Below are 25817 nucleotides of genomic sequence, written 5' to 3' on the forward strand. Positions count from 1 at the left end.
TACGATGCGAGTCGTTCTAAGCGGCGGCGGTACGGGTGGACATATCTATCCGGCTGTTGCCATAGCAAGACAATTGGAGGCGGAGAATCCCGACTCGACATTTTTATATATTGGAGGCACCCGAGGTTTGGAAAGCAAACTGGTGCCTCAAGAAAATATTCCGTTTCAATCCATCGACATTACAGGTTTCCGTAGGAAACTGTCGATTGACAACTTGAAGACCGTCATGCGATTTATTCAAGGTGTAAGCAAATCCAAAAAAATGCTCAAGGAATTTAAGCCTGATGTCGTTATTGGTACGGGTGGATATGTATGCGGTCCAGTCGTTTACGCTGCGGCCAAGCTAGGCATTCCATGTATTGTTCACGAACAGAATGCCATTCCAGGTCTGACTAACAAGTTCCTCACACGTTATGTGGATACCGTAGCGGTTAGCTTTGAAGGTGCTGAAAAAGCATTCTCTGGCGCTAAACGAGTCATCTATACAGGTAATCCGCGTGCAACGACAGTTGCTAAGGCAAGCCGTGACCGCGGCTTTGCTACGTTGGGTGTTCCGATGGATAGTCGCGTTGTCCTTGTTGTAGGGGGCAGTCGTGGAGCCAAGGCGATCAATAAAGCAATGGTAGATATGGCGCCTAGGTTAGCTGAGCTGGATGATGTTCATGTCGTATACGTCACCGGCGATACCTATTTCGATGAAACAAGAGAAGCGATCCGAAGTTCACTCGGCACGATGCCTAATCATCTGCATGTATTGCCTTATGTACACAATATGCCAGAAGTGCTTGCTTGTACTTCCCTTATTGTGAATCGTGCAGGGGCGTCATTCCTTGCGGAAATTACGTCACTTGGCATTCCATCTATTCTTATCCCTTCGCCGAATGTAACGAACAATCATCAGGAAGCGAATGCTCGTACGCTTGAAGGTGGAGGAGCATCAATAACGATGTTGGAAAAGGATCTAACGGGTCTAAAACTCTATGAAACGATTGCTGGCATCATGAATGATGAAGGGGCTCGCAGGAAGATGGCTGCAGCATCCAAACAGCTTGGCAAACCCGATGCAGCCGAGGTGCTTGTGAATGAAATTCGGCGACTCGCTGTGCGCCGCTAAAGTGTGTTCTGGGCGATTGTCACATACCTGCCGGGACTGACATAAGATACCGTATAAATCGTGACAATCGTTCCACAGCGTCGTAGCCCAGCCTGTTGAAACAGCAGCAGGCTTGCTCATCGGTTCGAAGTAAAGGAGGTTTTCAACATGCAGCAGTGGATATCGGTACTATCCCAGAATAATGTCGGCAAAGTTCTTGAAAACGAGCCGCTCGCAAAATATACGACATGGAAAATCGGTGGTCCTGCGGATGCGCTAGTCATACCGGAAAATAAAGAGCAGATGGTCAATCTAATTCAGTTGTTACAGAAGCATCAGATCCCGTGGATGCAACTTGGACGTGGATCAAACATGCTAGTATCTGACAAAGGAATACGCGGTGTTGTCGTGAAACCCGGACAGGGCTTTGACTTTGCGGAATATCACGAAGATGGCGTAACAGCCGGAGCTGCATTTTCTTTTGTTAAACTGAGTGTGATGGCTGCCAAAAAAGAATTTACCGGTTTGGAATTTGGTAGCGGCATTCCTGGAACTGTTGGTGGAGCTGTGTATATGAACGCGGGAGCCCATGGATCGGATGTGTCACGGATATTTCAATCCGCTGAGATTGTGCTGGAGACAGGGGAATTGGTACGTTACAGCAAGGAGGACATGAATTTTGCCTACCGCCACTCTGTATTGCATGATCAGAGAGGTATTGTACTTGAGTCTACGTTTGCTCTTCAGCAAGGCGAGCGCAAGGTGATTTCGGAAGCGATGGCGGCCTATAAGGATCGCAGACGGCGCACACAGCCACTGCAGATGGCTTGTGCAGGCAGTGTTTTCCGGAACCCACCTGGTGATCATGCAGCTCGCTTGATTGAAGTAGCAGGGCTAAAGGGTAAGACACAGGGAGGCGCACAGGTATCCACCATGCATGCCAATTTCATTGTTAATACCGGCCAAGCAACAGCAGAGGACGTCATCACCCTTATGCAGCAGATTCAGAGCACTATATCATCTCAAAACGGTATTGACCTGGTACCGGAAGTCTTCGTAGTGGGTGAGCGGTAAACCCCGGAGGTGATACATTGGACAAATTGGTGATTGAAGGCGGGAAACCCCTCTCAGGATCCATACGCATCCATGGAGCAAAAAATGCCGCTTTACCGATTATGGCCGCAAGTTTGTTGGCAGATGGGGAAGTCACCCTGCATAACGTACCACACTTGCTGGACATAGAAGTAATGCTGTATATCCTGGAACGGCTTGGATGCACGTGTCGGCATGAACAGGGAACAGTGACGATTAATACGTCGTCCATTCAGTCTTATGATGTGCCTGAGGAGCTTATGAAACAGATGCGCTCTTCCATTTTCTTAATGGGACCACTGCTCGCTAAATTCGGGCAAGTATCCGTGTATCAGCCTGGTGGCTGTGCGATTGGAGAACGTAAGATTGATCTTCACCTCCGGGGCCTGGAAGCGCTCGGAGCAACAATCGAGGAACAGGATCAACAGATCATCTGTCGTGGTCGTTCGTTGGTTGGAAAGGATATTCATCTGGATTTCCCGAGTGTGGGAGCCACGGAGAATATTATGATGGCAGCTGTGGTAGCTAAGGGCACAACAACCATTTTTAATGCAGCACGTGAACCTGAAATTCAGGATTTGCAGCACTTTCTGAATGCTATGGGTGCGAGTATCATAGGTGCCGGAACAGATACCATTACGATTAATGGTGTGGAAAAGCTGGTACCATGCTCATACGAAATTATTCCTGATCGCATCGTGGCTGGAACGGTGATGATCGCAGCCGCAGCTACGCGAGGGAATGTAACGCTTACACATTGCAATCCGGCACATCTTACTTCTCTTATACATGTGTTGAAGCGCACTGGTGTTCAAATTACAGTATGCAATGATATAATGACGGTGAGCTGTATGAGCCGTCCAAAATCAGTAGATCGAATTGTAACTTCACCTTATCCTTCGTTCCCCACAGACCTGCAGTCGCAAATTATGGTTCTGCTTAGTCTAGCGGATGGTTTTAGTATAATGAAGGAGACCGTGTTTGAAGGTCGATTTAAACATGTGGATGAGCTGAATGTAATGGGAGCCGACATATCGGTGGATCTAAATGCAGCCTTTATACGTGGTGTTCCCCGTTTATATGGAGCCACAGTGGAAGCAACCGATTTGCGCGCAGGTGCGGCTTTGGTTATTGCTGGTTTAGCAGCACAAGGCAAGACGGTTGTAGAGCAAGTTCATCACATTGACAGAGGGTATGATTGTATCGAAAAGTTGTTCCAGAGTCTCGGAGCTTCCGTTGAAAGACAATCTCCCGTTTCGAAACAGCTCGATTTTGCCAATTAACGTCCTTTGAGTCCCCTTCTTCAAGGGAAGGGGGCCGAAGGCTTTGTGGAGCGCGATCTATGCCAAAAAGTCAAATTCCGGTTCTCAAAAAGAATCGGCCTAAACGAAACACAAGCCGTAAAATTGTATTTATTTTGTTACTTCTTTTTGTTGCATTACTTGCAGTATTGTTCTTTCGCTCTTCAATGAGCCGGATTTCGGAGATTGAGATTACGGGTAATGTGTACACATCAACTTCGGAATTGTTGGAGAAGAGTGGTCTGAAGGTGGGCGAACAATTTTTTGGGACAAGCTCGTCAGAGATCATTGAACAACTGAAGACAGATAAGGCGATTTCCAATGTGACAGTGGACAAGCAATTTCCTGGCACAATTCATATCAAGGTCGAAGAATATTCTACGGTTGCATATGAACTTGCCGCGGACGGAGCACTTAAAGCGATACTTGCCAGTGGAACAAGCTTGATTGTTCCACCTAACATTGGAGTTGCTGTAGAGAAACCTATTCTGACGCAGTGGAAGACAGACGATCCGCTCAAGGCCAAATTGAGTGAAGTCTTAGCTACCATTCCCAATGAGCTTACGACGGACATCTCGGAGATCATTCCGAATCCGACGCCCTCATTCCCGGATCAGATTAGGATCTATACAAAATCGCAGTTTGAAGTGATTACAACGGTGTCTATGTTGCCGGATAAAGTGGAATACCTTAATCAGGTTATTGAGACGGAACGACCAGGAAAGATAACGATGTTGGAGGCCGATACCTATGTACCTTTTATCGCCGACAACCCTGAGGATGATGTTGAACCAGGAGCAAGTCCCTGATTCCGGATCGTTGGGCTTGAAAAGAATTTAAAATCCCTACGGAGTCGGGGTTTGCCCACGTCTAACCTGTGAAAGTTGTTCTTTCTGAGATGAAGAAAAAATGATACACTTGAACTTATGGCACTAGAGTTGCCTCCTTCTTTTTTCTTCAAGGTTTTATGTCTCGCAACCAGATCTTGGCACCCAAAAAAATTGTAGAAAAAAGAGGGAAAGCCTAAAGTGTGTTGAATATGTTTTAAGAGTGTTTAAACCCGAACGTATTTTACTATTGGAGTCAGGAGGTGCCACAGACTTGAGTAACAATGACATCATTGTTAGTTTGGACATCGGTACATCCAAAATTCGCGCTATTATTGGGGAAATTAATAATGGAACCTTTAATATTATTGGAGTTGGATCTGCCGACTCGGAAGGAATTCGCAAAGGTGTAATCGTAGATATCGATCAGACCGTGCAGTCGATTCGCAATGCTGTGGATCATGCTGAGCGTATGGTAGGTATTCAAATATCCGAAGTATATGTTGGAATCTCGGGAAATCATATCGGGCTGATGAGCAGTCACGGCGTCGTGGCAGTATCTAATGAGGATCGTGAAATCGGAGAAGAAGACATGGAGCGGGTGTTGAAAGCAGCCGAAGTTATTGCGGTTCCACCGGAACGGGAAATTATTGATGTTGTCGCCAAGCAGTACGTTGTTGATGGCTTGGAAGGCATACAAGATCCCCGTGGTATGATTGGTGTTCGTCTGGAAGTGGAGGCGACCATCATTACGGGTGCAAAAACCGCGATACATAATCTTTTGCGCTGCGTAGAGAAAGCGGGTCTGAAAGTAAGTGATTTGGTACTCATGTCACTTGGTGCAGGACAATTGGCTTTATCTAAAGATGAAAAAGCAATGGGATCTGTGCTTGTTGATGTTGGAGCAGGTGCTACAACGATTGCTATCTTTGAAGAGGATAGCCTTGTTGCAACTTCAACGTTACCAATTGGCGGTGAGTTCGTAACGAATGATATCGCTTATGGTTTGCGTACTCTAACGGATCAAGCTGAAAAGGTGAAGCTGAAATATGGCTGTGCTTGGCTGGATGATGCTGCTGCGGATGTCATGTTCAAAGTGACACGAATCGGTAGCAATGTGGATAAAGAATTCTCGCAAGAGGATTTGGCAGCCATTATCGAACCAAGAGTTCAGGAAATATTCCAGATGATCTCTCAAGAAGTGAAGCGACTTGGTTACACGGAGCTTCCTGGAGGTTATATACTAACGGGAGGAACCGTCTCCATGCCAGGTGTTCTGCAGGTAGCTCAGCATGAGCTTGCTGCATCGGTGCGAGTAGCCGTTCCGGATTATATCGGTGTACGTGACCCAGGCTTCACTAGTGGGGTTGGTATTCTGCACAATGTAATCCGTAGTTTGCGTCTTCGTCCATCGAGCAGCAACGGCGGTGGCAGCAACAATAATAACAATAACAACAAGAAACCGACCAACCGTGTTAAGCCGAATACGTCTCCGGAATCGGAGCAAAAACCGGGTTTGTTCGAACGGCTGAAAAATATGTTCAGCGAATTTATATAACAGGTTGAATCTTTTTCATACTTATTGAAGCCGTCTGAATGCGCTGAAACTAACATAAACGCTTTCGTTCGTCGATATATGAAATTGATTCGGTTCAATCAAAAATTGGACGAGCCATCCATGCACATTGAGGGGGAGATGGAATAATATGTTGGAATTTGATTTCGAGATGGAGAGCTTGGCTCAAATAAAGGTCATCGGGGTAGGCGGCGGCGGAAGCAATGCTGTGAACCGAATGATCGAAAATGGTGTACAAGGTGTGGAATTTATAACGGTAAATACAGATGCTCAAGCATTGCATTTGGCTAAATCCGAACATAAATTGCAAATTGGTGACAAACTAACACGTGGTCTTGGCGCAGGTGCTAATCCCGATGTTGGTAAGAAGGCAGCGGAAGAGTCCCGCGACCTGATCATGAATACGCTCAAAGGTGCAGACATGGTATTTGTTACAGCCGGTATGGGCGGTGGTACAGGTACAGGAGCGGCTCCAGTTATCGCTGAGATCGCTAAAGAATGTGGTGCACTTACAGTCGGCGTAGTAACACGCCCGTTTACTTTTGAAGGACGGAAACGTTCTAGCCATGCAGAGCAAGGCATTGAAGCTCTGAAGGAAAAAGTAGATACGTTGATCGTTATTCCTAATGATCGTTTGCTTGAGATTGTAGACAAAAAGACACCAATGTTGGAAGCATTCCGTCAAGCAGATAACGTATTGCGTCAAGCGGTACAAGGTATTTCTGACCTGATCGCTGTTCCGGGTCTAATCAACCTTGACTTTGCTGACGTCAAAACGATTATGCATGAACGCGGATCTGCGCTGATGGGTATCGGTGAATCTACTGGTGAAAATCGTGCGGCTGAAGCAGCTCGTAAAGCGATCATGAGTCCTTTGCTTGAAACGTCTATTGAAGGTGCTCGTGGTGTAATCATGAATATCACAGGTGGCATTAACCTGTCGCTATATGAAGTTAACGAAGCAGCAGAAATCGTCACATCTGCTTCCGATCCGGAAGTAAACATGATCTTCGGTGCCATCATTGATGAGAACCTGAAGGAAGAGATCAAGGTTACGGTGATTGCTACTGGCTTTGAAGATAAGCCTGTATCGCCGCCACCTGCTCGCAAAACTGCTCCAGCTAGTGAGCCTACGGATAACCGTGCGCCTAATCTGCGTCCGTTCGGCAATCAGCCAAGCAGTGATCAGTTGGACATTCCGACATTTTTGCGCAATCGTTCACGTAATACAAATAACGACTAAGCAATATATAGTTTGTAATCTAAACCCGGTTCTCCTTCATGGAGTTCCGGGTTTTTTATATTTTTTTGCACCCTGTATACATAGCTTGAGCTAGACCATAGAGCAATCAAATTAACTGTATCATACGGTAATGAACAAATTCTGAACAATCCGAAGCGTAATCCGACAAAAATAGTTGAGCCCATCCCCCCATGATTAGACAGACTTTGAAGAGGGGGCTGCGTATACTTGTGAATATCCTGATAGGTAGGTGTATAGCGGTGCATTATATCGAATTCTGATATGGATGTAGGCAGGTGAAGAGTTGGTTGTTTATGTGGATCTTATCTTTTTGACGAACTTGTGTATTGACGGTGCACTCATTGGTCTTACGGCATGGATGCGTAGCATCAAGTTAGTGTGGTGGAGATGGCTACTGTCAGCGGTGGTGGGTGCGCTATATGTGGTTATGATGTTTGTGCCAGAGCTTGAGTTCATGTTCACCTTTCTGATCAAGTTCGGCTTATCACTGGTGATGCTCAGCATCGCGTTTGGCTTTAAAGGTCTTCAGACTTTTGTACGAACCTTGGGTACCTTCTACGTCATTAATTTTGTGGCTGCTGGCGGCATTCTAGGTATGCACTATATGTTACAGAATTCAGGTGAGATATTTAACGGGATCTGGTTTACCACCTCTGGCGGGATGTCCTTTGATCTGAAAATCGCGTTTTGGTTTACGTTTATCGTATTCTTTACAGTTTTATTTCTATTCAAAGTTGTTCAGAACTCCAAACGTAAAACAGATCGTATGACCACCTATTTAGGCAGAGTCGAGGTTGTGATTGACGAGGTGAGCATTACTTGTACAGGCCTTGTGGATACCGGTAATCAGCTGACTGATCCTCTTTCCCGCTTACCGGTCATGGTAATGGAAGTCTCGTTGTGGCAAGACCTGTTGCCTGAGGCTTGGAAAGGTAGGTTGAAGGATGAGACACCGGACAACCTTATTATGGAACTGGATCAAGAACAGTTTCGTTGGCAAGATCGTTTAAGGCTTGTCCCATTTCGCGGGATTAACAAAGGAACTGCCTTTATGCTCGCGATAAGACCTGATCTCGTTCGAGTGAGTCTGGGTGAAATATGCTATGAAACAACGAAGGTATTGGTAGGTCTGGATGGCGGCGTATTGTCTTCAGAGGGCAAATATCGTGCTGTGATTCATCCTGAACTCGTGTCAGAAGCTGTTAGCACACAGTCTACGGCTCTCACTGTGGGAGCAACAGAAAAGCCGCTGAATGTGGTATAGGAGGGACGAACATGCTTGTAAAATGGAAATTGGTAGCTCAGTTGCAATACTATCGTGTGTTGTTTTTGTTCGGTCTGAAGAGTGAAGAGATTTATTATATCGGTGGAAGTGAAGCGCTGCCACCTCCATTAACCCGTGAAGAAGAGGAATTCTTACTTCAAAAGTTATCCTCAGGAGACGCTGCAATTCGAGCGATGCTGATTGAACGCAATCTGCGATTGGTCGTTTACATTGCACGCAAATTCGAGAATACGGGTATTAACATTGAAGACTTGGTCTCCATCGGAGCCATTGGACTTATTAAAGCGGTGAACACATTTGATCCGGAAAAGAAAATTAAACTGGCAACCTATGCATCACGTTGTATTGAAAATGAAATTTTAATGTACTTACGGCGTAATAGTAAGATTCGCACAGAAGTTTCTTTTGACGAACCGCTCAACATCGATTGGGATGGGAATGAACTATTATTATCCGATGTACTCGGTACAGAGAATGATACAATCTATCGAAATATTGAAGAGCAAGTAGATCGTAAGCTGCTGCACAAAGCATTGGAAAAATTAACGGATCGTGAACGAATGATTATGGAGCTTCGTTTTGGGTTGACCGATGGGGAAGAAAAGACGCAAAAAGATGTTGCAGATTTACTCGGAATCTCGCAATCCTACATCTCTCGTCTCGAAAAAAGAATCATTAAAAGACTCCGCAAAGAGTTTAATAAAATGGTCTAAATAGAGTGAAATGCAAAGTTGGGTATTAATGGCAAGGTTGCCAAGGACGAATAAAAAAGCCTGCCCCGGAGATAATGTACATTAATGTTTCTCCTTGGGAGGTAAATCACGATGACCCGAAACAAAGTCGAGATTTGTGGCGTGGACACCGCAAAATTGCCTGTTCTCACCAACACTGAAATGAGGGAGTTATTTCACTCTCTTCAGCAACATCACGATCGCTCAGCAAGAGAAAAATTAGTGAATGGCAACCTGCGTCTAGTACTTAGCGTCATTCAGCGCTTTAACAATCGAGGGGAGTTTGTCGATGATCTGTTCCAGGTTGGATGTATTGGCCTGATGAAAGCCATTGATAATTTTGACTTATCCCAAAATGTTAAATTTTCAACGTATGCGGTTCCGATGATTATTGGGGAAATCCGTAGATACTTGCGCGACAATAACCCGATTCGGGTATCTCGCTCCTTGCGGGACATTGCTTATAAAGCACTTCAGGTTCGTGACAGCCTGACTAATAAAAATTCCCGTGAACCGACGATATTCGAAATCTCCGAAGCACTCAATGTGCCTAAGGAAGATGTCGTGTTTGCACTAGATGCCATCCAAGACCCGGTTTCACTCTTTGAACCGATTTATCATGATGGTGGAGATCCGATCTATGTGATGGATCAGATCAGTGACGATAAAAACAAGGATGTATCATGGATTGAAGAGATTGCGCTTCGAGAAGCGATGCATCGTCTTGGACAACGTGAAAAAATGATTTTGTCCATGCGGTTTTTTGAAGGGAAAACGCAAATGGAAGTAGCAGATGAGATCGGTATTTCTCAAGCACAGGTATCGCGTCTGGAGAAGTCGGCCATACAACAAATGCAAAAGCATGTTAAATCGTAATACGGGGTTAAGCAAAGAAGGCGATCAGAGGAAAAAACCTAGGATCGCCTTTTTGCTGTGAGGCGAGAAATAGGACATTTTTCGCAGCAGGCACATATAATTATATATAAGTGCGTGTTCAAAAAGGGTGGTTTTCAGTACCGAGAAGATGGGATGAAGGTAGAAATGGAGTAGCGGAGCGTAGGAAAAACTACGTGAGCAACGGACATTTCGGCTGAATTCCATATTCGACGTTAAGATGCCACAGGGCATCCTTTGTAATCAAAAGCGGACTTTTTCAACAACCCCTATAAGTGATGGTGGGCAAAGGCAGGAGGAAGCCGGATGAAGGGAAATACAGGAGAATCCGTATCCAGAGGTGTGAAGATTTCTGATTTTCAAACAAAGGAAGTTATTAATATTACCGATGGCAAGCGGTTAGGTCAGATAAGTGACTTGGAGCTGGATCTGAAACAGGGACGTATTGAAGCCATTGTGGTGCCAGGGTATAGCCGGTTTATGGGGTTGTTTGGGGGTGGAACAGATCTGGTCATTCCATGGAGAAATATCGTAAAGATCGGCTCGGACGTTATACTGGTCAAAATGGATGAGGTAAAGGAAACGGTTCTAGATGATCGTGACCGGGAAGCGCGGATGTACGATGAACAGCAGGGGCGTACACAACGTGAAGAACGAATTGAGCGGTTAGAGCGTAGCCAGCGGCGAACGATATAGTCAAGACAGAATGCGCTACATTTGGTAAACTGGAAGTTGTGAGGTGAGACGATGGAACCTTTTATTTTAGATCAAAATTATACAGAACAAGATATAAAGCAGGCAGGACAAACAGATACTGAACCGAGGTTGTTACATCTGGAGCCGTGGAGACGGCAATTCAGTCAGATGACCGCAGGATTTACTACGAGGCAGGGAGGCGTTGGTATTGCTCCTTATGCCAGTCTGAATTGTGCCTATCATGTGGGAGATCATGCAGACGATGTTCTTCATAACCGCAAGCTTGTTGCAGAGCAACTCGGCTTCTCGGTAGATGCTTGGACTTGCGGAGAACAGGTGCATGGCAAACACGTAGCGGTAATTACCGCAGAGGATCGAGGCAGAGGTTTGCAGGATCGGCAGTCTGCCATTCAGGATACGGATGGATTGGTTACGAATGTACCCGGTGTGTTATTAACGTCATTCTATGCAGACTGCGTACCTCTGTACTTCTATGATCCTGTTCAACAAGCGGTGGGGCTTGCCCATGCGGGGTGGAAAGGTACTGTTGCTGGAATCGCAAAGTCCATGGTAGAAACAATGGAAGAGACCTATGGAAGCCGGAGGCAAGACATTCGCTGCGCGATTGGGCCTTCTATTGGAGACTGCTGTTATGAAGTGGACGAAAACGTTATGCAGCATGTACGGGTTTGGCTAGATGATGCTACGGGTAATGATGAATACAAGGAATCTGCTCCTAATCGCATCTATCGACCTGCCAATCATGGTAAAACGATGTTAAACTTGAAAGAATGTAATCGACACATTATGATGAAAGCAGGAATATTGCCGGATCATATCGAATGTACAAGTTGGTGTACAAGCTGCCACACGGAACTGTTTTTTTCTTATCGCAAAGAAAATGGAACAACCGGTAGAATGGCGAGTTGGATTGGGCTGGAAGAGAGGTGACCTCTGTGTCATTGGGGGAGCGTATACAACAGGTAAATCAGAAGATTGAAGACGCGTGTCAGCGCAGTAACCGTGTACGTGAGGAAGTGAACGTAATTGCAGTTACCAAATACGTCTCGCTTGAAACGACGGGAGCAGTGTTGCAGCATGGTCTTGAGCATATTGGAGAAAACCGCTGGCAGGATGCGCAGGCAAAATGGGAGGCTTTTGGCCAACAAGGCACATGGCATTTTATTGGTCACCTGCAGACGAACAAAGTGAAGGACGTTATTGGTAAATTCCGCTACATACACTCCCTGGATCGTTTATCCCTAGCGAAAGAGCTTGATAAAAAGGCGGCTGCACTGGGTATCCAGGTGGAGACCTTTCTACAAGTTAACATTTCGGGTGAAGAGAGCAAATATGGATTACAGCCCGAACAGGCACAACCATTTTTGCGTGAGATCAGTTCATTTAGCAACCTAAAAGTTGTCGGGCTAATGACGATGGCGCCTCATGAGGAAAACCCTGAGCTTACCCGTCCTGTATTCCGTGGACTTCGTGAGCTTAGAGACGACTTAAATGGACAAGCCTTGACCTCAGAACCAATAACCCAGCTCTCTATGGGCATGTCTAATGATTTTGAAGTGGCCATTGAAGAAGGGGCAACATGGGTTCGGCTGGGTTCAATTCTTGTAGGAAAAGAGGAGGGTTCACGATGGGCGTAATGAATAAATTCATGAATTTCCTAGGGCTCCAGGAAGAAGAAGAGATTGTGGAGCGTGAACGTATGGCAGCGCAAGAGGAAACTGAGGCAGAACATCAAGAAAATGAAACCTCCAGTCTGGATAAACGTAGAAACCAAAGGGGGAATAATGTCGTGAGCATTCATTCCCAGAAAAATGTTAAAGTTGTCCTTTATGAACCGCGTTCATATGACGAAGCTCAAGAGATCGCCGATCATCTTCGTTCCCATCGCACGGTTGTTGTTAACTTACAGCGAGTGCGTCAGGATCAGGCATTACGCGTGATCGATTTTTTGAGTGGTACAGTATATGCCCTGGGCGGCGGAATTTCTAAAATTGGCGGCAACATTTTTCTCTGTACGCCAGATACAGTTGAAATTCAGGGAGCAATTTCGGAAATACTGGCTGACAGCGAGCAAGATTATAACAGAATGAGGTGAGCCGTTTTTGAGTCCGATGATTTTTAGTTTGTTGGATACACTGTTTAACATTTATTATTGGATGATTATTGCGTATATTCTGATGTCCTGGCTACCTAACGCTAGAGAGAGTTTCATCGGTGAGATGTTGGGTAAATTTGTAGAGCCATACTTAAGTCCCTTTAGAAGGTTTATACCTCCTCTATTCGGGACATTGGATATCTCTCCAATCGTAGCGCTCTTTACGCTGACGTTAGTTCGTATGGGGCTATTCACAATTTTGGGCTATTTATTGTAGGCAGGGTGGGCACAGATGAGTGGTGAAATTTACGAGCATTTTAGTCATGACGAGCGAGACTTTGTGGATAAAGCCTCCGATTGGATAGAACGTGCAGGTAAGTATCATGATATGAAGCTTACTGATTTTCTTGATCCAAGACAGGTTTTTATTTTGCAAACGCTTGTGAATCGCCGTGATGATGTACAGATTCGTTTGGACGGTGGATATGAAACGGCTGAACGTAAACGCGCGTTGATCGCACCTGACTATCGTTATCTGGATGATGAAGACATGGGTATGCAGGTGATGAGTATCACGTCGGATGACCAGAAGATTAGTGAGCTGGAGCATGGGGACTATATGGGTGCCCTGCTCGGGCTTGGGATGAAGCGGGGTAAGATTGGAGATATCCAAGTGCTGGATGACGGATGCCACACTGTAGTGGCTGCGGAGACCGGCGCTTTTTTATCGCTTCAATTGAATCAGGTGCACCGTGTACATGTCTTCACAGAATTGTTGCCGATCGATCAGATGAAATGGTCAGAGGGCAAGCTGGACACGATGGACATCACGGTCGCTTCGCTGCGTCTGGATGGAATCTGTGCAGATGTTTATCGTTTAAGTCGCAGTAAGGTCCTGGTGCCTATTAAGGCAGGGCGTTGCCGTGTGAACTGGAAGGTGGAAGAGGATCCTTCCAAGTCATTGAAGGCTGGCGATGTGGTCTCGATCCAAGGCTTTGGCCGTTTCAAGGTGATGGAGCAGGATGGTATGACCAAAAAAGGACGCTGTCGCGTAAAAATCGGCAAATTTGCCTAGATGTGTTGCAGGAAAACAAGCTTTCTTGTCGAAATGTTTAAAATAAAGGTGTAAAAAACATTCGATGTTTCCGATATACATTGGAGTGCAAAGGGTTATCCTAACCGATAAAGATCACAAGGTGGTCTAGCCGTCTACTCGTATAGATCTCTACGGGATTCTGCATACGGATTTTTGGGTTGAACCCATATGCTGCAAACCTTCTCAAGGGAAGGAACTTTTACAGGAGGTGGACAGCATGCCATTAACGCCGCTGGACATACATAACAAGGAATTTTCCCGACGCTTGCGTGGGTATGACGAGGATGAAGTCAATGAGTTCCTGGATCAAGTCATCAAAGATTATGAAGGCGTCATTCGCGAAAACAAAGAACTGAGCAATCAGTTGCTGTCCGTTCAGGAGAAACTGGATCATTTTGCAACCATTGAGGAAACGCTCAGCAAAACAATTATTATCGCGCAGGAAGCTGCCGATGATGTGAAGAATAACGCGAAGAAGGAAGCACAGTTGATCGTGAAGGAAGCAGAGAAAAATGCGGACCGCATCGTCAACGAATCTTTGGCTAAATCGCGTAAAATTGCTCTAGAAGTTGAAGAGCTCAAGAAGCAAGCTTCCATCTATCGTGCTCGTTTCCGTACACTTGTTGAAGCACAGCTTGAATTGTTGTCTCAAGATGGTTGGGAAGCGCTGGAGAGCCGGGAGCAGGAAGTCCGTGATCGGGAGCGGGAAATGAAGGAAATTTATTAGTCTACGTGCCTGGTTGACTTTTGTCTGCAAAGAGGCTATAACTATATTCATAATGAATAGTGATTCCATGACGGGTTCAGTACGTTATGATCTCATCCCTCAGAGAGTTGGCATATCGGTGCAAGCCAATGGATGAGTTATAGCCGAATATCTCCCCGGAGAAGTGACGCTGAAGCGGTGACTATGCCGTGCGTAAGCGAAACCGTGAGCCGAACGTTATATCGGCACCCTGCTGAAGTTAGCGGGGCATAAGCGCTGTTGATGACAGAGCATACCCAATTGTATTGGATGTGGTTTGTGATGAACAGAATTAGGGTGGTAACGCGAGCACAACCTCGTCCCTTTCCAGGGATGAGGTTTTTTTGTGTCTAAAAAAGGGCGAACGTCCATGAGCCCCGTAGGGAGCTCAAGGAGAGAGCCCACCGCCGTCCGAGCGAAGCGGACGGCACAGTGGTTCGCTAAGGCGAACGCCCATGAGCCTCGCAGGGAGCTCAAGGAGAGAGCCATTCGCCGTCCGGGCGAAGCGGACGGCACAGTGGTTCGCTAAGGCGAACGTCCATGAGCCCCGAAGGGAGCTCAAGGAGAGAGCCAACCGCCGTCCGGGCGAAGCGGACGGCACAGGGGTTCGCTAAGGCGAACGTCCATGAGCCCCGTAGGGAGCTCAAGGAGAGAGCCACTCGCCGTCCGGGCGAAGCGGACGGCAACCGAACCCACGCAGTGAGGCTCTGCGGCGTTCACACAGGGAACGAGCCGCATTAGAGCCGCCGCAGCGCACGAACACACATCCCATAGCGCCGTAGACTCTCCCAAGACAAACCCATCCCGGGTGTCCAGAGGGCGGAGCGCCTATGGGGTCCCCCTTGGTAAGGGGGATTTAGGGGGATTGAAACGCTTTTGTGGACGGTCCACAATTTAACAGCTGAAAGGAAGATGATCATCATGCAACGAGTTGATGTCAAAGAAAAAGCGCGGGCTAGAGAGCTACGCATGTTAAACAAATGGAAAACAGAGAACACATTCCAGAAATCAATTGAGAATCGTGAAGGTAAGCCAAACTTTGTATTTTACGAAGGACCACCAACAGCCAATGGTAAGCCGCATATCGGTCACGTATTGGGTCGGGTCATTAAGGACTTTGTAGGACGTTACAACACCATGAAAGGGTACCGTGTCGTTCGTAAAGCAGGTTGGGATACACACGGTCTTCCAGTTGAATTGGGTGTACAGAAGAAACTGGGTATCTCTCACAAATGGGAGATCGAGGATTACGGTGTAGAGAAATTCATCAATGAATGTAAGGCCAGCGTATTTGAATATGAACAGCAGTGGCGTGACCTGACAGAAGGAATCGGTTATTGGACAGATATGGATCATCCATATATCACGCTGGATAACAACTACATCGAGAGTGTATGGAACATCTTGGCGACAATCCATGAGAAGGGACTGCTCTACCGCGGTCACCGCGTTAGTCCGTATTGCCCATCTTGTCAAACAACGCTTAGTTCTCACGAAGTTGCACAGGGATACAAGGATGTTAAAGATCTAAGTGCTACAGCGAAATTTAAGCTGAATGACAGTGGTGAATTTGTCCTTGCTTGGACAACAACGCCTTGGACACTTCCTTCCCACGTTGCACTTGCGGTGAATCCGGATATGGACTACTCCCGTGTGCGTCAGGATAACGAAGTATATATCATGGCGACCAACCTTGTAGAAAAAGTAATGAAGGACGCCAAAGGGGAGTATGAAGTAATTGGAGCATTGAAGGGTTCTGACCTGGTTGGTCAAACCTATAGCCCTCCGTTCAACTACGTACAGGCTGAGAAAGCAAACATCGTCCTTGGAGCAAGCTTCGTAACAGATGCAAGCGGTACGGGTATCGTACACATGGCCCCTGCACATGGTGAGGATGACTACCGTGTATGCCGTGAGAATGGAATCAGCTTCGTGAACATGGTGGATCTTGAAGGTAAGTTTGTAGCAGAGGTTACAGACTTTGCCGGACGTTTCGTGAAGGACTGCGATATTGATATCGTACGTTATCTGTCAGAGAATGGGCGTTTGTTTAGCAAAGAAAAATATGAGCACAGCTATCCATTCTGCTGGCGTTGTGATACACCACTTCTGTACTATGCAATGGACAGTTGGTTTATCCAAACGACAGCGATCAAGGATCAACTCATCGCAAACAACAGTGATGTAGAATGGTATCCAGGTCACGTTCGTGAAGGCCGTTTCGGTAAGTTCCTGGAAGATCTGGTGGACTGGAACATCAGCCGTGATCGTTATTGGGGAACACCGCTCAACATCTGGGTATGTGAAGAGACGGGAGAACAATTCGCTCCACATAGCATCGCTGAATTACGTGCTCGTGCGGTAGGGGACGTGCCTGAGAATTTGGAGTTGCACAAGCCGTATGTAGACGATGTAAAGGTTATGAGCTCTTGTGGTAAATACGAGATGACACGTACACCAGAAGTCATCGACGTTTGGTTTGACAGTGGTTCGATGCCGTTTGCTCAACAACATTATCCGTTTGAAAATAAAGAAACCTTTGAACAGCAATACCCAGCAGATATGATCTGTGAAGGTATCGACCAAACTCGTGGCTGGTTCTACAGTTTGCTGGCGGTTTCTACACTTCTGACAGGCAAAGCGCCTTACAAAGCGGTTATGGCAACAGGCCACGTATTGGATGAGAGTGGACAGAAAATGTCCAAATCCAAAGGTAATGTCATCGACCCATGGGAAGTTATCGAAGAATATGGTACAGATGCATTCCGCTGGGCATTGTTGTCTGACAGTGCACCATGGAATAGCAAACGTTTCTCCAAAGGGATTGTCGGTGAAGCTAAATCCAAAATGGTGGATACACTTGTCAACACACACGCATTCCTAACGTTGTATGCCACGATTGATGGATTTGATCCACAGGAGCATCCGTTCAAGCTCTCTTCACACAAGCTGGATCGTTGGATTTTGTCCAGACTGAACAGCCTGATCCTAGTTGTAGAAAAAGCGCTCGCTGTGAATGATTACTTGAATTCTTCCAAAGCGATTGAAGCGTTTGTGGATGAGCTGAGCAACTGGTACATCCGTCGTTCCCGTGACCGTTTTTGGGGAGCTGGATTAACAGAAGATAAACTGGATGCCTATCGTACACTTACTGAAGTGCTCGTGACTACAGCGAAGCTGGTGGCTCCATTTACACCGATGCTGGCAGAGGATATCTATCTGAACCTGACTACGGGTGAGAGTGTGCATATGGAGGGTTATCCGGTAGCTCAAGAGGCATGGATTGATCTGAAGCTGGAACAGGATATGGAAACAGCACGCCGGGTCGTTGAATTGGCTCGTAACGTACGTAACGAAACAGGCATCAAGACACGTCAGCCATTGTCCGAGTTGATCGTATCACTAGATAAAGGCTTCGACTTGGATAGTTATGAAGAGATCATCAAGGAAGAGATTAATGTGAAGGCAATCCGTACAGAGAATGATGATGCGGAATTCGTAGACTTCTCATTGAAATTGAACTTGAAAGTCGCAGGGAAGAAGTATGGTAAAAATGTTGGATTCCTGCAGAATTTCTTCAAAGGCATGTCCGCTGACGAAACTCGCAAAGTTGTTACAGAAGGTGTACTGATTGTGGTTTCTCCAGAAGGAGAAGAGCTGCAAGTGACCCAAGAGGAACTGCTGGTAGATAAGCATGCCAAATCAGGTTTTGCTTCTGCGTCTGGTTATGGTTTGACGGTAGCACTCAATACGGAAATCACAACAGAGCTGGAACAAGAGGGCTGGGTTCGTGAAGTCGTTCGTGCTGTTCAGGATACTCGGAAGAAACTGGATCTACCGATTGAGAAAAGAGTCCGTTTGACACTGGACGTAGATGCAGAGCTTCAAGCAGCCATTCAGGCGTTTGATGATGTACTGCGTGAGAATGTCCTCGTAACTGAGGTTACATTTGCTAAAGTGGATAACATGGTACAGATCGAAGCTGGTGGCAAAACGTTCGGTGTTTATATCGAGGCGTAATGTCCTGATCTGAAGCTTGAGTACAGGTTGAATGAGTCATGATCTCAGTTACGATGGAGTAGCCCCATTTTAAATGGGGCAGAATATACCTTATAGCGCATGTTCAAAAAGGACGGTTTTCAGTACCGAGAAGATGGGATGAAGCTAGAAATGGAGTAGCGGAGTGTAGGCAGAACTACGTGAGCAACTACATTGTTTCTGAAGGAAACAACCTTCGTAAGCATCTACTTATTTCGGCTGAATTCCATCTTCGACGCAGAGATGCTCTTAGGCATCCTTCGTAATTAAAAGCGGATTTTTTGAACAACCTATTAAAGACAAAACGAGCCTTAGATGCAAGGATGAAAATCCCTGTATCTTGGCTCGTTTGGTTTTTCGGCAAATGGGCAATGATTGCTATTGTGCAGTCACTCTATTCCAAAGGACTGAGCGAAACATGAACGATAATGAGAAACAAGATGCCTCACCCTTGTCAGCAACGAACGATGCAGATGATAAAATCGGAGAGCTTCATACGTTAACCAATCGAATTGCTAATGAGCTCGAACGGTCACGTATTGCTCAATATACAGAGCTGTTGAACCGACCGTGGAAATTAATCGGACTTAACCTGTTATCTGGAACTGCCCGGGGTGTAGGAATTGCCATTGGCTTTACCTTTTTTGCAGCAACCATCATTTATGTGTTACAGGTACTGGGAGCACTTAATCTACCTATTGTAGGTGATTACATTGCGGATATCGTCAGAATCGTACAACGCCAGCTCGAACTGAACTGAGCACCCTTTGAAAAGACGGTAGAGGGTCAGTACAGATCGTCCGAAGATGAATCAGGCTCTAGAAGGTTATCACCTTCTCGGTTTTCTAGATACTGTCGATATTGCCGATTGCGGACGATGGACACGTCATGACCATAGATGTCGGTTGCAACAAAGCTCTCGTAGGCTTCAACGCAACCTTCAATCTCATCCGTGGCCTCGATTGCCATGACGTCATAACTATCAATGTCTCGGCCTTCAGCCATCGCCGGTGAATTAGAGCTTCCCCAGCTTTCAACGATCTGCCATGCATCTTCGCCATCGAAGCCATTTTGATCATCTCGTTCATCCAAGCTGGTTCGGCCAAATGCAGGAGCAAGCAATTCCTCCTCCACCGGTCGATTCTCAGAAACAACGGTCTCGGGTTGATGTTTTTTGCAGTATTTGGTGTAAGGAACTGCCTGCATGCGCTCATAATTAATGGGTTGCTGACAGACAGCGCATATGCCGTAATGTCCCTCTTGAATGGCATGAAGAGCCGAATCAATTCGCTCCAATTGGAACTCATCGTGCTCCAGCAAGGAAATATCTTTTTCACGGTCATACATTTCGGTAGCTAGATCACCGGGATGATTATCGATTGGCGATAATTCACCTGTCTGAAATCGCATTGAATCACCCAGACCATAATGTTCGTTCTGCTTGAGCCTATGCTCAATATCCTGCTTCTCGGTAATAAGCTGAGATTGAAGGGATTGTAGTTGTTTGGCTGTAAAATGTGACATCATGTTCCCCCTTTCTGCTCCGTGCATAAGCCGGATGTGGACTCTACTGTAGGATGTACCATTGCGTGCGGGATTACAGAAGGGAATTGTTATCGTTTTTACCAACCGATCTGCAGCACAGCGCGCCCGTGGACGATTTCTAAACAGCTGTGCTACAATGAACAAGTCTGGCGTTAAGCCTGGTATCGTTTGGAAAAGACAAGATCGGAGTGACAAACAAACGTGGTGTATTATATCCTCGCTTTTATCGTATTTTTGGTGGATCAGGGAACAAAATTCTTAATTGCAACTCGAATGGAACTAAGAGAAGAAATCCCAGTGATCGGCAATTTCTTTGTCATCACATCACATCGCAACTCGGGTGCAGCCTTTGGCATATTACAGGATCAACGTTGGTTCTTTATTGTCGTTACTTTGGTTGTCGTTGTTGCATTGGTCTGGTATTTGCAAAAGGTAAAGGATACCCCGCACAAATTGCTGCCTATAGCGCTTAGTTTAGTGCTTGGTGGAGCGATTGGAAACTTCCTTGATCGCGCATTAACCGGAGAGGTTGTCGATTTTATCCAGCTTAATTTTGGAACCTACACGTTCCCTATCTTTAATATCGCTGACTCGGCAATCTGTATTGGTGTAGCACTGATCATCATCGAAACCTTGCTTGAGGGACGTCGAGAGAAAGCTGCTGCACAGACTGAAAGGAATGAACACCATGAGTAATTTACACAAGGAAGAACACAATAACGAGAACACATCAACTGAGGAACTGCACATGAATGTTGATGATGAGATCACGAACGATGAACGTATGGAATGGATCATTTCTCTTGAGCATAAGAAGGAACGAATCGACAAATATATTACTGAATCTATAGATAATGTATCGCGTTCTCAAGTACAGCTATGGATATCAGAGGGAAATGTTACTGTGAATGGCGCTGTGGTCAAAGCAAATACGAAATTAGCAGAAGGTGATCTTGTTGTACTGCAGATCCCTGAGCCGAAAGCAGTAGAGATCATTCCTGAAGATATTCCACTTGAAGTTGTATACGAGGATAGTGACGTTATCGTCATTAACAAACCTCGGGGGCTTGTTGTACATCCGGCACCTGGACATACATCGGGTACGCTCGTGAATGCGCTGATGCATCATTGCAAAGACTTGTCCGGAATTAACGGAGAACTGCGTCCAGGCATTGTGCATCGTATTGATAAGGATACATCGGGTCTACTCATGGCTGCCAAAAATGATCGGGCGCATGCCTCATTAGCTGCACAGCTTAAGGATCATAGCGTCAATAGACGGTATATCGCGCTTGTTCATGGCCACTTAAGCCATGATCAGGGCACAATTGATGCACCCATTGGACGAGACACCAATGACCGTAAAATGTTTACGGTAACGGAGCGGAACAGTAAACATGCTGTTACTCATTTCAACGTGACGGAGCGGATCAACGACTATACCTTGTTGGAACTGAAGCTGGAGACAGGTCGAACCCATCAGATTCGTGTGCATCTGAAATTTATCGGACATCCGCTTGTAGGGGATCCGGTATATGGACGAAACAAAGGCATCAAAATGCAAGGACAGGCTTTACATGCTGCGATCTTGGGTTTTGTTCATCCGACAACAGGAGAGTATCTGGAGTTCTCTGCTCCGATTCCGCAGGATATGGAAGATGTCCTCTCCTCACTACGTAGCCGCTGACATCTCGTGAAAGTACAAATGTTCAGATACTTTGTCCATGGCTAAGCCTCCGCAAATGCTTCATATTAAAGTGTAGAAATTTGCGTCAAACGAGGAGATGAACACGTAATGAGTATCGATAAATATCAAGAAACGTACATTCAAACTAATTTTGCCGACCGCATTGGCGGCTCCAACTATGGTAAAGACACAAACATTTATAAATTCGAGAAAATTAAACGCGCTAAAGCTTCAGCTAAAAAGGATTTCCCTGATGTAGAGCTGATTGATCTTGGTGTAGGTGAGCCTGATGAAATGGCAGATGCAGGTATCGTAGCTGCACTGGCGCAAGAAGCTTCCAAACCGGAGAACCGTGGTTATGCTGACAATGGTATTCCAGAATTCAAGGAAGCTGCTGCAGCTTACCTGAAGAACGTATTTAACGTGGATGGCATTGATGCAGATACGGAAATCGTGCATTCCATCGGTTCGAAGCCTGCACTGGCTATGATGCCTTCTTGCTTCATTAACCCAGGCGATGTAACGATTATGACGGTGCCAGGATATCCAGTAATGGGTACGCACACGAAATATCTTGGTGGAGAAGTGTTCAACATTCAGTTGACGAAAGAAAATAACTTCTTGCCTGATCTGACAGCGATTCCTGAAGACATCGCCAAACGTGCGAAATTGCTTTATCTGAATTACCCAAATAACCCAACGGGTGCAAGTGCAACGGTAGAATTCTTCACCGAGGTTGTGGAATGGGCGAAGAAATACAACGTAGTGGTTGTCCATGATGCTCCTTATGCAGCCCTTACGTATGATGGCAAAAAACCATTCAGCTTCTTGTCTGTACCTGGTGCAAAAGACGTTGGGGTTGAGCTACATTCCTTGTCTAAGTCCTACAACATGACAGGTTGGAGAATTGGTTTCGTAGCGGGTAATCCGCTTGTAGTCAAAGCATTCAGTGATATTAAAGACAACAACGATTCCGGTCAATTCATCGCGATCCAGAAAGCTGCTGCTTATGGATTGAATCACCCGGAAATCACTGAAAAAATTGCAGAGAAATATTCCCGTCGTCATGACATGCTTGTTGCTGCATTGAACGAACTGGGCTTCCAGGCTGAAAAACCTAAAGGTTCATTCTTCCTTTATGTTGAAGCTCCGAAAGGTGTAGTTGGTGGACGTCGCTTTGAGTCTGGGGAAGATTTCTCCCAATTCTTGATCCGCGAAAAATTGATTTCTTCTGTACCTTGGGATGATGCAGGCAATTTTGTTCGTTTCTCCGTTACCTTTGTAGCGCAAGGAGAAGAGGAAGAGAAACGTGTTATTGCTGAAATTAAACGCCGTCTAAGCGATGTGCAGTTTGAATTCTAATGAACACTTTTAGTTCAACACAAACTTTTGTTTGAATAAGATAGATCACAGAAGAGACCGATAACGGTCTCTTTTTTTTGGTTTTAAGGGTAAATTCCCCTTTACAAAAATATACAAGCAACATATGATAAAGTCTTTACGTTGTTTTTATAGACAGAAGTTGTTATTGAAGGGAGTTATGGAAATTGTTATCTTCACGTACGAACTCAGTGTCCTCTAGTTCTGTAGGAACTGGCAACACGCTATCAGGATTAATACGATTATTAAGGCCTAAACAATGGACCAAAAATGGATTATTATTTGCAGCATTACTGTTTTCTTTTGAAGAAATTCGCACCGAAACGGTTCTAACGACGATACTTGGTTTTATTTTATTTAGTCTGGTTGCAGGCTGCGTGTATATTCTGAATGATTATGTGGACAGAGAAAGGGATCAGCAACATCCGGTGAAGAAATTTCGCCCTCTTGCCTCAGGACAGGTGAACCCGACGCATGCCCTTCTATTTGGTGCCTTGCTGTTGATTGGATCTGTAGGAACAGCATTTGTGGTCAACCCGATATTCGGCGTATTGTGTATCGTGTACTTTATATTGAATGTATCTTATTCATTTGTGCTGAAACACCTTGTGATATTGGATATGATGACCATTGCTGCTGGCTTTGTGTTACGGGCAATTGCAGGTGGAGTGTTAATTCATGTTCCTTTTACACCATGGTTTCTAATCTGTACGCTGTTACTTTCGCTTTTTCTGGCCATTGGGAAACGGAGAAACGAACTTACTTTGCTTGAAGGCAATACAGGCTCCCATCGCAAGGTTCTTGATAACTATTCGATTACCTTGTTGGATCAGTTTAATACTATTGTTACAACAGCAACCATTATCAGTTACTCGTTATTTACATTTACGTCGGATCGAACAATACACCTCATGTGGACGATTCCTTTAGTTATTTATGGTATGTTCCGTTACCTGTATTTGATTCATATGAAGAATCAGGGTGGTTCACCAGATCGGGTATTATTTGAGGACAAGCCTATACTCATTACCGTGATACTGTATGTGATTAGCGTAATCTGCATTTTTGCTATTTTCGAATAAGGCGTTTGTGATTTCTAGAGCGTAAGGGGGATCAAAGTGAGAAGTACAAAAATTGCGATATTTGATATTGATAAAACGATTATACGTACCGATTCCATGTTTCAATTCGTGCATTATGGTGTTCGGCGTTACCCAGGACAATCGTGGAGATTACCTGTGATTGCTCTACACACATTGATGTTTAAGGCAGGACTTATGAGTGTTGAACGAGTCAAACGCTCGTATTTTAAAGGGATTGAACGTATGACGGAAGAAGATCTAAGTCATTTTTTTGAATCCAGATTGCGGAAAGCCATCTTTGCTGAAGCCAGTGTGGAGATGCAACATCGCAAGGAGGCGGGGTATCATGTTTTGCTCGTTACAGCATCTCCACATGCGTACATGAAGTATTTTGAGAATTTCCCTTGGGTCGATCACGTAATTGGAACAGAACTAATACGCCATGATCAAGGATATACGTGTACCGTTGAAGGCTTGAATTGCAAAGGTGAGGAGAAGGTACGACGTATACAAGCATATCTCGATCAGAAGGGCATGGTTATTGACTACGATCAGTCCTGCGCTTACTCAGATTCCTTGTCTGATATGCCGGTGATGCAGCTCGTGGCACAGCGGTATTTTATCAACAGACATGTGCCGGAGACGGAGGCGTTATCGTGGGGGAAATAAGAAGTCGCTATACGGGAAAGTTACTAATGCTTATCTCTGCTTTTCTTACAGCGACAGGTCAACTGTTCTGGAAATGGGGACTGACGGACTGGTTTTTCTTGGGTGCCGGCTTCCTATGTTACGGATTGGGTGCGATTTTGATGATCAAAGCCTTCGCGTTGGAAAAGTTGTCAGTTGCTTATCCCTTGATGTGTGCCAGTTACATTTTTGCGCTGATCTATGGATATTTGCTACTCGGTGAGGATATTACAGTCCAAAAGCTGGCAGCCGTTGTATTGCTCGGAATTGGGGTGACATTGACTAGTGTTGATCGATAGCTGGATGATTGTTGTACTCATTGTGATGACGTTATGCGGGGCGATGGGGGGAGCAGGTTTGAAAGCCTATGCAACCAGTCGCAGACGAATACATGTATTGATTGGGCTCGGCTTCTATGGTACAGGAGCACTGCTGAATATTTTATTATTGAAGTTTCTGCCACTGACGGTGGTATTACCTGCCAATGCACTCACCTATGTGTGGACGCTGTTCATCGCTCGATTTGCATTTAAGGAAAATGTCGGCAGACTGCGCTGGCTAGGCGTCATTTGCATCATGGGCGGGTTATGTTTTCTCGTACTGTAGTCCGGGCGAGGCTACTCTACCTACAGCTTGGTCTTAAGTTCATAACATGTTTGTAATCAAAGAAATTGGATGTGAG

At 45.6% G+C, this 25817-nt stretch carries 27 protein-coding genes and 1 other annotated feature; of the genes, 25 read left to right on the forward strand and 2 right to left on the reverse strand.

From position 1 onward, the window contains the following. The first annotated feature begins 4 nt into the window (after positions 1-4). From murG to ASD24_RS12630, 16 genes are all read left to right on the forward strand, one after another. Positions 5-1114: an undecaprenyldiphospho-muramoylpentapeptide beta-N-acetylglucosaminyltransferase gene (gene murG / locus ASD24_RS12555; protein ID WP_056696149.1), complete on the forward strand. Its 1110-nt coding sequence runs from the start codon at positions 5-7 to the stop codon at positions 1112-1114. A 147-nt stretch (positions 1115-1261) separates the two neighbouring features. After that, positions 1262-2167, forward strand: coding sequence for a UDP-N-acetylmuramate dehydrogenase (gene murB / locus ASD24_RS12560; protein WP_056696153.1), 906 nt, complete (start codon positions 1262-1264; stop codon positions 2165-2167). A gap of 17 nt (positions 2168-2184) precedes the next feature. Next, on the forward strand, positions 2185-3468 hold the full coding sequence (gene murA, locus ASD24_RS12565) for a UDP-N-acetylglucosamine 1-carboxyvinyltransferase (RefSeq protein WP_056696154.1): 1284 nt from the start codon (positions 2185-2187) through the stop codon (positions 3466-3468). Positions 3469-3527: 59 nt separating this feature from the next. Beyond that, entirely contained in the window at positions 3528-4295 is a 768-nt protein-coding gene (locus ASD24_RS12570; protein WP_056696156.1) for a cell division protein FtsQ/DivIB, read from the forward strand. Positions 4296-4587: 292 nt separating this feature from the next. Next, positions 4588-5871, forward strand: a complete 1284-nt coding sequence (ftsA, locus tag ASD24_RS12575) for a cell division protein FtsA (protein WP_056696157.1) — start codon at positions 4588-4590, stop codon at positions 5869-5871. A gap of 148 nt (positions 5872-6019) precedes the next feature. Then, a complete protein-coding gene (gene ftsZ, locus ASD24_RS12580; protein WP_056696158.1) occupies positions 6020-7132 on the forward strand; it encodes a cell division protein FtsZ in 1113 nt (370 codons plus the stop codon). Between the two features lie 304 nt (positions 7133-7436). Then, positions 7437-8417, forward strand: a complete 981-nt coding sequence (gene spoIIGA / locus ASD24_RS12585) for a sigma-E processing peptidase SpoIIGA (RefSeq protein WP_056696159.1) — start codon at positions 7437-7439, stop codon at positions 8415-8417. Between the two features lie 11 nt (positions 8418-8428). Continuing rightward, a complete protein-coding gene (gene sigE / locus ASD24_RS12590) occupies positions 8429-9151 on the forward strand; it encodes an RNA polymerase sporulation sigma factor SigE (RefSeq protein ID WP_056696160.1) in 723 nt (240 codons plus the stop codon). A gap of 111 nt (positions 9152-9262) precedes the next feature. Continuing rightward, positions 9263-10045, forward strand: coding sequence for an RNA polymerase sporulation sigma factor SigG (gene sigG / locus ASD24_RS12595; RefSeq protein ID WP_056696161.1), 783 nt, complete (start codon positions 9263-9265; stop codon positions 10043-10045). A 324-nt stretch (positions 10046-10369) separates the two neighbouring features. Further along, a complete protein-coding gene (locus ASD24_RS12600) occupies positions 10370-10759 on the forward strand; it encodes a YlmC/YmxH family sporulation protein (protein WP_056696162.1) in 390 nt (129 codons plus the stop codon). A gap of 51 nt (positions 10760-10810) precedes the next feature. Beyond that, a complete protein-coding gene (gene pgeF / locus ASD24_RS12605) occupies positions 10811-11710 on the forward strand; it encodes a peptidoglycan editing factor PgeF (protein WP_056696163.1) in 900 nt (299 codons plus the stop codon). Between the two features lie 5 nt (positions 11711-11715). Next, positions 11716-12417 (forward strand): YggS family pyridoxal phosphate-dependent enzyme, encoded by a 702-nt coding sequence (locus ASD24_RS12610; RefSeq protein WP_056696164.1) that lies wholly within the window; start codon positions 11716-11718, stop codon positions 12415-12417. Further along, positions 12408-12875, forward strand: coding sequence for a cell division protein SepF (locus ASD24_RS12615; protein WP_056696165.1), 468 nt, complete (start codon positions 12408-12410; stop codon positions 12873-12875). The genes ASD24_RS12610 and ASD24_RS12615 overlap by 10 nt, the downstream gene beginning before the upstream one ends. A 16-nt stretch (positions 12876-12891) precedes the next feature. Next, positions 12892-13152, forward strand: a complete 261-nt coding sequence (locus tag ASD24_RS12620) for a YggT family protein (RefSeq protein WP_056696907.1) — start codon at positions 12892-12894, stop codon at positions 13150-13152. 15 nt (positions 13153-13167) lie between these two features. Next, positions 13168-13950: a YlmH family RNA-binding protein gene (locus ASD24_RS12625; RefSeq protein WP_056696167.1), complete on the forward strand. Its 783-nt coding sequence runs from the start codon at positions 13168-13170 to the stop codon at positions 13948-13950. A gap of 238 nt (positions 13951-14188) precedes the next feature. Then, the gene (locus ASD24_RS12630) at positions 14189-14698 is read left to right on the forward strand and encodes a DivIVA domain-containing protein (protein WP_056696170.1); all 510 of its coding nucleotides are present in this window, start codon (positions 14189-14191) and stop codon (positions 14696-14698) included. 58 nt (positions 14699-14756) lie between these two features. After that, positions 14757-15044, forward strand: a binding site (T-box leader). Between the two features lie 315 nt (positions 15045-15359). On the opposite strand, the gene ASD24_RS31315 is transcribed toward ASD24_RS12630, so the two are convergent. Then, complete coding sequence (locus tag ASD24_RS31315; protein WP_268795327.1) at positions 15360-15488, reverse strand: hypothetical protein; 129 nt, start codon at positions 15486-15488, stop codon at positions 15360-15362. A gap of 149 nt (positions 15489-15637) precedes the next feature. On the opposite strand from ASD24_RS31315, the gene ileS reads away from it, so the two are divergent. Together ileS and ASD24_RS12640 are read left to right on the forward strand one after the other, a co-directional pair. Further along, a complete protein-coding gene (gene ileS / locus ASD24_RS12635; RefSeq protein WP_056696172.1) occupies positions 15638-18736 on the forward strand; it encodes an isoleucine--tRNA ligase in 3099 nt (1032 codons plus the stop codon). A 436-nt stretch (positions 18737-19172) separates the two neighbouring features. Continuing rightward, on the forward strand, positions 19173-19514 hold the full coding sequence (locus tag ASD24_RS12640; protein WP_056696174.1) for a DUF5665 domain-containing protein: 342 nt from the start codon (positions 19173-19175) through the stop codon (positions 19512-19514). Positions 19515-19540: 26 nt separating this feature from the next. On the opposite strand, the gene ASD24_RS12645 is transcribed toward ASD24_RS12640, so the two are convergent. Continuing rightward, entirely contained in the window at positions 19541-20278 is a 738-nt protein-coding gene (locus ASD24_RS12645) for a TraR/DksA C4-type zinc finger protein (RefSeq protein WP_056696175.1), read from the reverse strand. A gap of 222 nt (positions 20279-20500) precedes the next feature. On the opposite strand from ASD24_RS12645, the gene lspA reads away from it, so the two are divergent. From lspA to ASD24_RS12680, 7 genes are all read left to right on the forward strand, one after another. After that, a complete protein-coding gene (lspA, locus tag ASD24_RS12650; protein ID WP_056696177.1) occupies positions 20501-20995 on the forward strand; it encodes a signal peptidase II in 495 nt (164 codons plus the stop codon). Between the two features lie 88 nt (positions 20996-21083). After that, positions 21084-21986 carry an RluA family pseudouridine synthase gene (locus ASD24_RS12655; RefSeq protein WP_397339267.1) on the forward strand — a complete coding sequence of 301 codons (903 nt, stop codon included), beginning with the start codon at positions 21084-21086 and terminating at the stop codon, positions 21984-21986. Positions 21987-22094: 108 nt separating this feature from the next. Beyond that, positions 22095-23348, forward strand: a complete 1254-nt coding sequence (locus tag ASD24_RS12660; protein WP_056696180.1) for an LL-diaminopimelate aminotransferase — start codon at positions 22095-22097, stop codon at positions 23346-23348. 185 nt (positions 23349-23533) lie between these two features. After that, a complete protein-coding gene (locus tag ASD24_RS12665; RefSeq protein WP_442952589.1) occupies positions 23534-24448 on the forward strand; it encodes a decaprenyl-phosphate phosphoribosyltransferase in 915 nt (304 codons plus the stop codon). A gap of 36 nt (positions 24449-24484) precedes the next feature. After that, positions 24485-25117: an HAD family hydrolase gene (locus tag ASD24_RS12670; protein ID WP_082560389.1), complete on the forward strand. Its 633-nt coding sequence runs from the start codon at positions 24485-24487 to the stop codon at positions 25115-25117. A 26-nt stretch (positions 25118-25143) separates the two neighbouring features. Next, on the forward strand, positions 25144-25434 hold the full coding sequence (locus tag ASD24_RS12675) for an EamA family transporter (RefSeq protein WP_442952591.1): 291 nt from the start codon (positions 25144-25146) through the stop codon (positions 25432-25434). Next, positions 25421-25741 carry a permease gene (locus ASD24_RS12680; protein ID WP_235540540.1) on the forward strand — a complete coding sequence of 107 codons (321 nt, stop codon included), beginning with the start codon at positions 25421-25423 and terminating at the stop codon, positions 25739-25741. The genes ASD24_RS12675 and ASD24_RS12680 overlap by 14 nt, the downstream gene beginning before the upstream one ends. Positions 25742-25817: the final 76 nt, after the last annotated feature.

It is taken from the genome of Paenibacillus sp. Root52 (genome assembly GCF_001426865.1).
Lineage (GTDB): Bacteria > Bacillota > Bacilli > Paenibacillales > Paenibacillaceae > Paenibacillus.

Excerpts from the sequence above, each read along its gene's own strand:
- sigE (WP_056696160.1), top strand. The coding sequence starts at position 8,429 with ATGCTTGTAAAATGGAAATTGGTAGCTCAGTTGCAATACTATCGTGTG.
- ftsZ (WP_056696158.1), top strand. The coding sequence starts at position 6,020 with ATGTTGGAATTTGATTTCGAGATGGAGAGCTTGGCTCAAATAAAGGTC.
- ASD24_RS12625 (WP_056696167.1), top strand. The coding sequence starts at position 13,168 with ATGAGTGGTGAAATTTACGAGCATTTTAGTCATGACGAGCGAGACTTT.
- ASD24_RS31315 (WP_268795327.1), bottom strand. The coding sequence starts at position 15,488 with ATGGGATGTGTGTTCGTGCGCTGCGGCGGCTCTAATGCGGCTCGTTCC.
- ASD24_RS12640 (WP_056696174.1), top strand. The coding sequence starts at position 19,173 with ATGAACGATAATGAGAAACAAGATGCCTCACCCTTGTCAGCAACGAAC.
- sigG (WP_056696161.1), top strand. The coding sequence starts at position 9,263 with ATGACCCGAAACAAAGTCGAGATTTGTGGCGTGGACACCGCAAAATTG.
- ASD24_RS12645 (WP_056696175.1), bottom strand. The coding sequence starts at position 20,278 with ATGTCACATTTTACAGCCAAACAACTACAATCCCTTCAATCTCAGCTT.
- ASD24_RS12620 (WP_056696907.1), top strand. The coding sequence starts at position 12,892 with ATGATTTTTAGTTTGTTGGATACACTGTTTAACATTTATTATTGGATG.
- ASD24_RS12600 (WP_056696162.1), top strand. The coding sequence starts at position 10,370 with ATGAAGGGAAATACAGGAGAATCCGTATCCAGAGGTGTGAAGATTTCT.
- pgeF (WP_056696163.1), top strand. The coding sequence starts at position 10,811 with ATGGAACCTTTTATTTTAGATCAAAATTATACAGAACAAGATATAAAG.
- ASD24_RS12570 (WP_056696156.1), top strand. The coding sequence starts at position 3,528 with ATGCCAAAAAGTCAAATTCCGGTTCTCAAAAAGAATCGGCCTAAACGA.
- ileS (WP_056696172.1), top strand. The coding sequence starts at position 15,638 with ATGCAACGAGTTGATGTCAAAGAAAAAGCGCGGGCTAGAGAGCTACGC.
- ASD24_RS12630 (WP_056696170.1), top strand. The coding sequence starts at position 14,189 with ATGCCATTAACGCCGCTGGACATACATAACAAGGAATTTTCCCGACGC.
- ASD24_RS12675 (WP_442952591.1), top strand. The coding sequence starts at position 25,144 with ATGCTTATCTCTGCTTTTCTTACAGCGACAGGTCAACTGTTCTGGAAA.
- ASD24_RS12655 (WP_397339267.1), top strand. The coding sequence starts at position 21,084 with ATGGAATGGATCATTTCTCTTGAGCATAAGAAGGAACGAATCGACAAA.
- murB (WP_056696153.1), top strand. The coding sequence starts at position 1,262 with ATGCAGCAGTGGATATCGGTACTATCCCAGAATAATGTCGGCAAAGTT.
- ASD24_RS12660 (WP_056696180.1), top strand. The coding sequence starts at position 22,095 with ATGAGTATCGATAAATATCAAGAAACGTACATTCAAACTAATTTTGCC.
- murG (WP_056696149.1), top strand. The coding sequence starts at position 5 with ATGCGAGTCGTTCTAAGCGGCGGCGGTACGGGTGGACATATCTATCCG.
- ASD24_RS12615 (WP_056696165.1), top strand. The coding sequence starts at position 12,408 with ATGGGCGTAATGAATAAATTCATGAATTTCCTAGGGCTCCAGGAAGAA.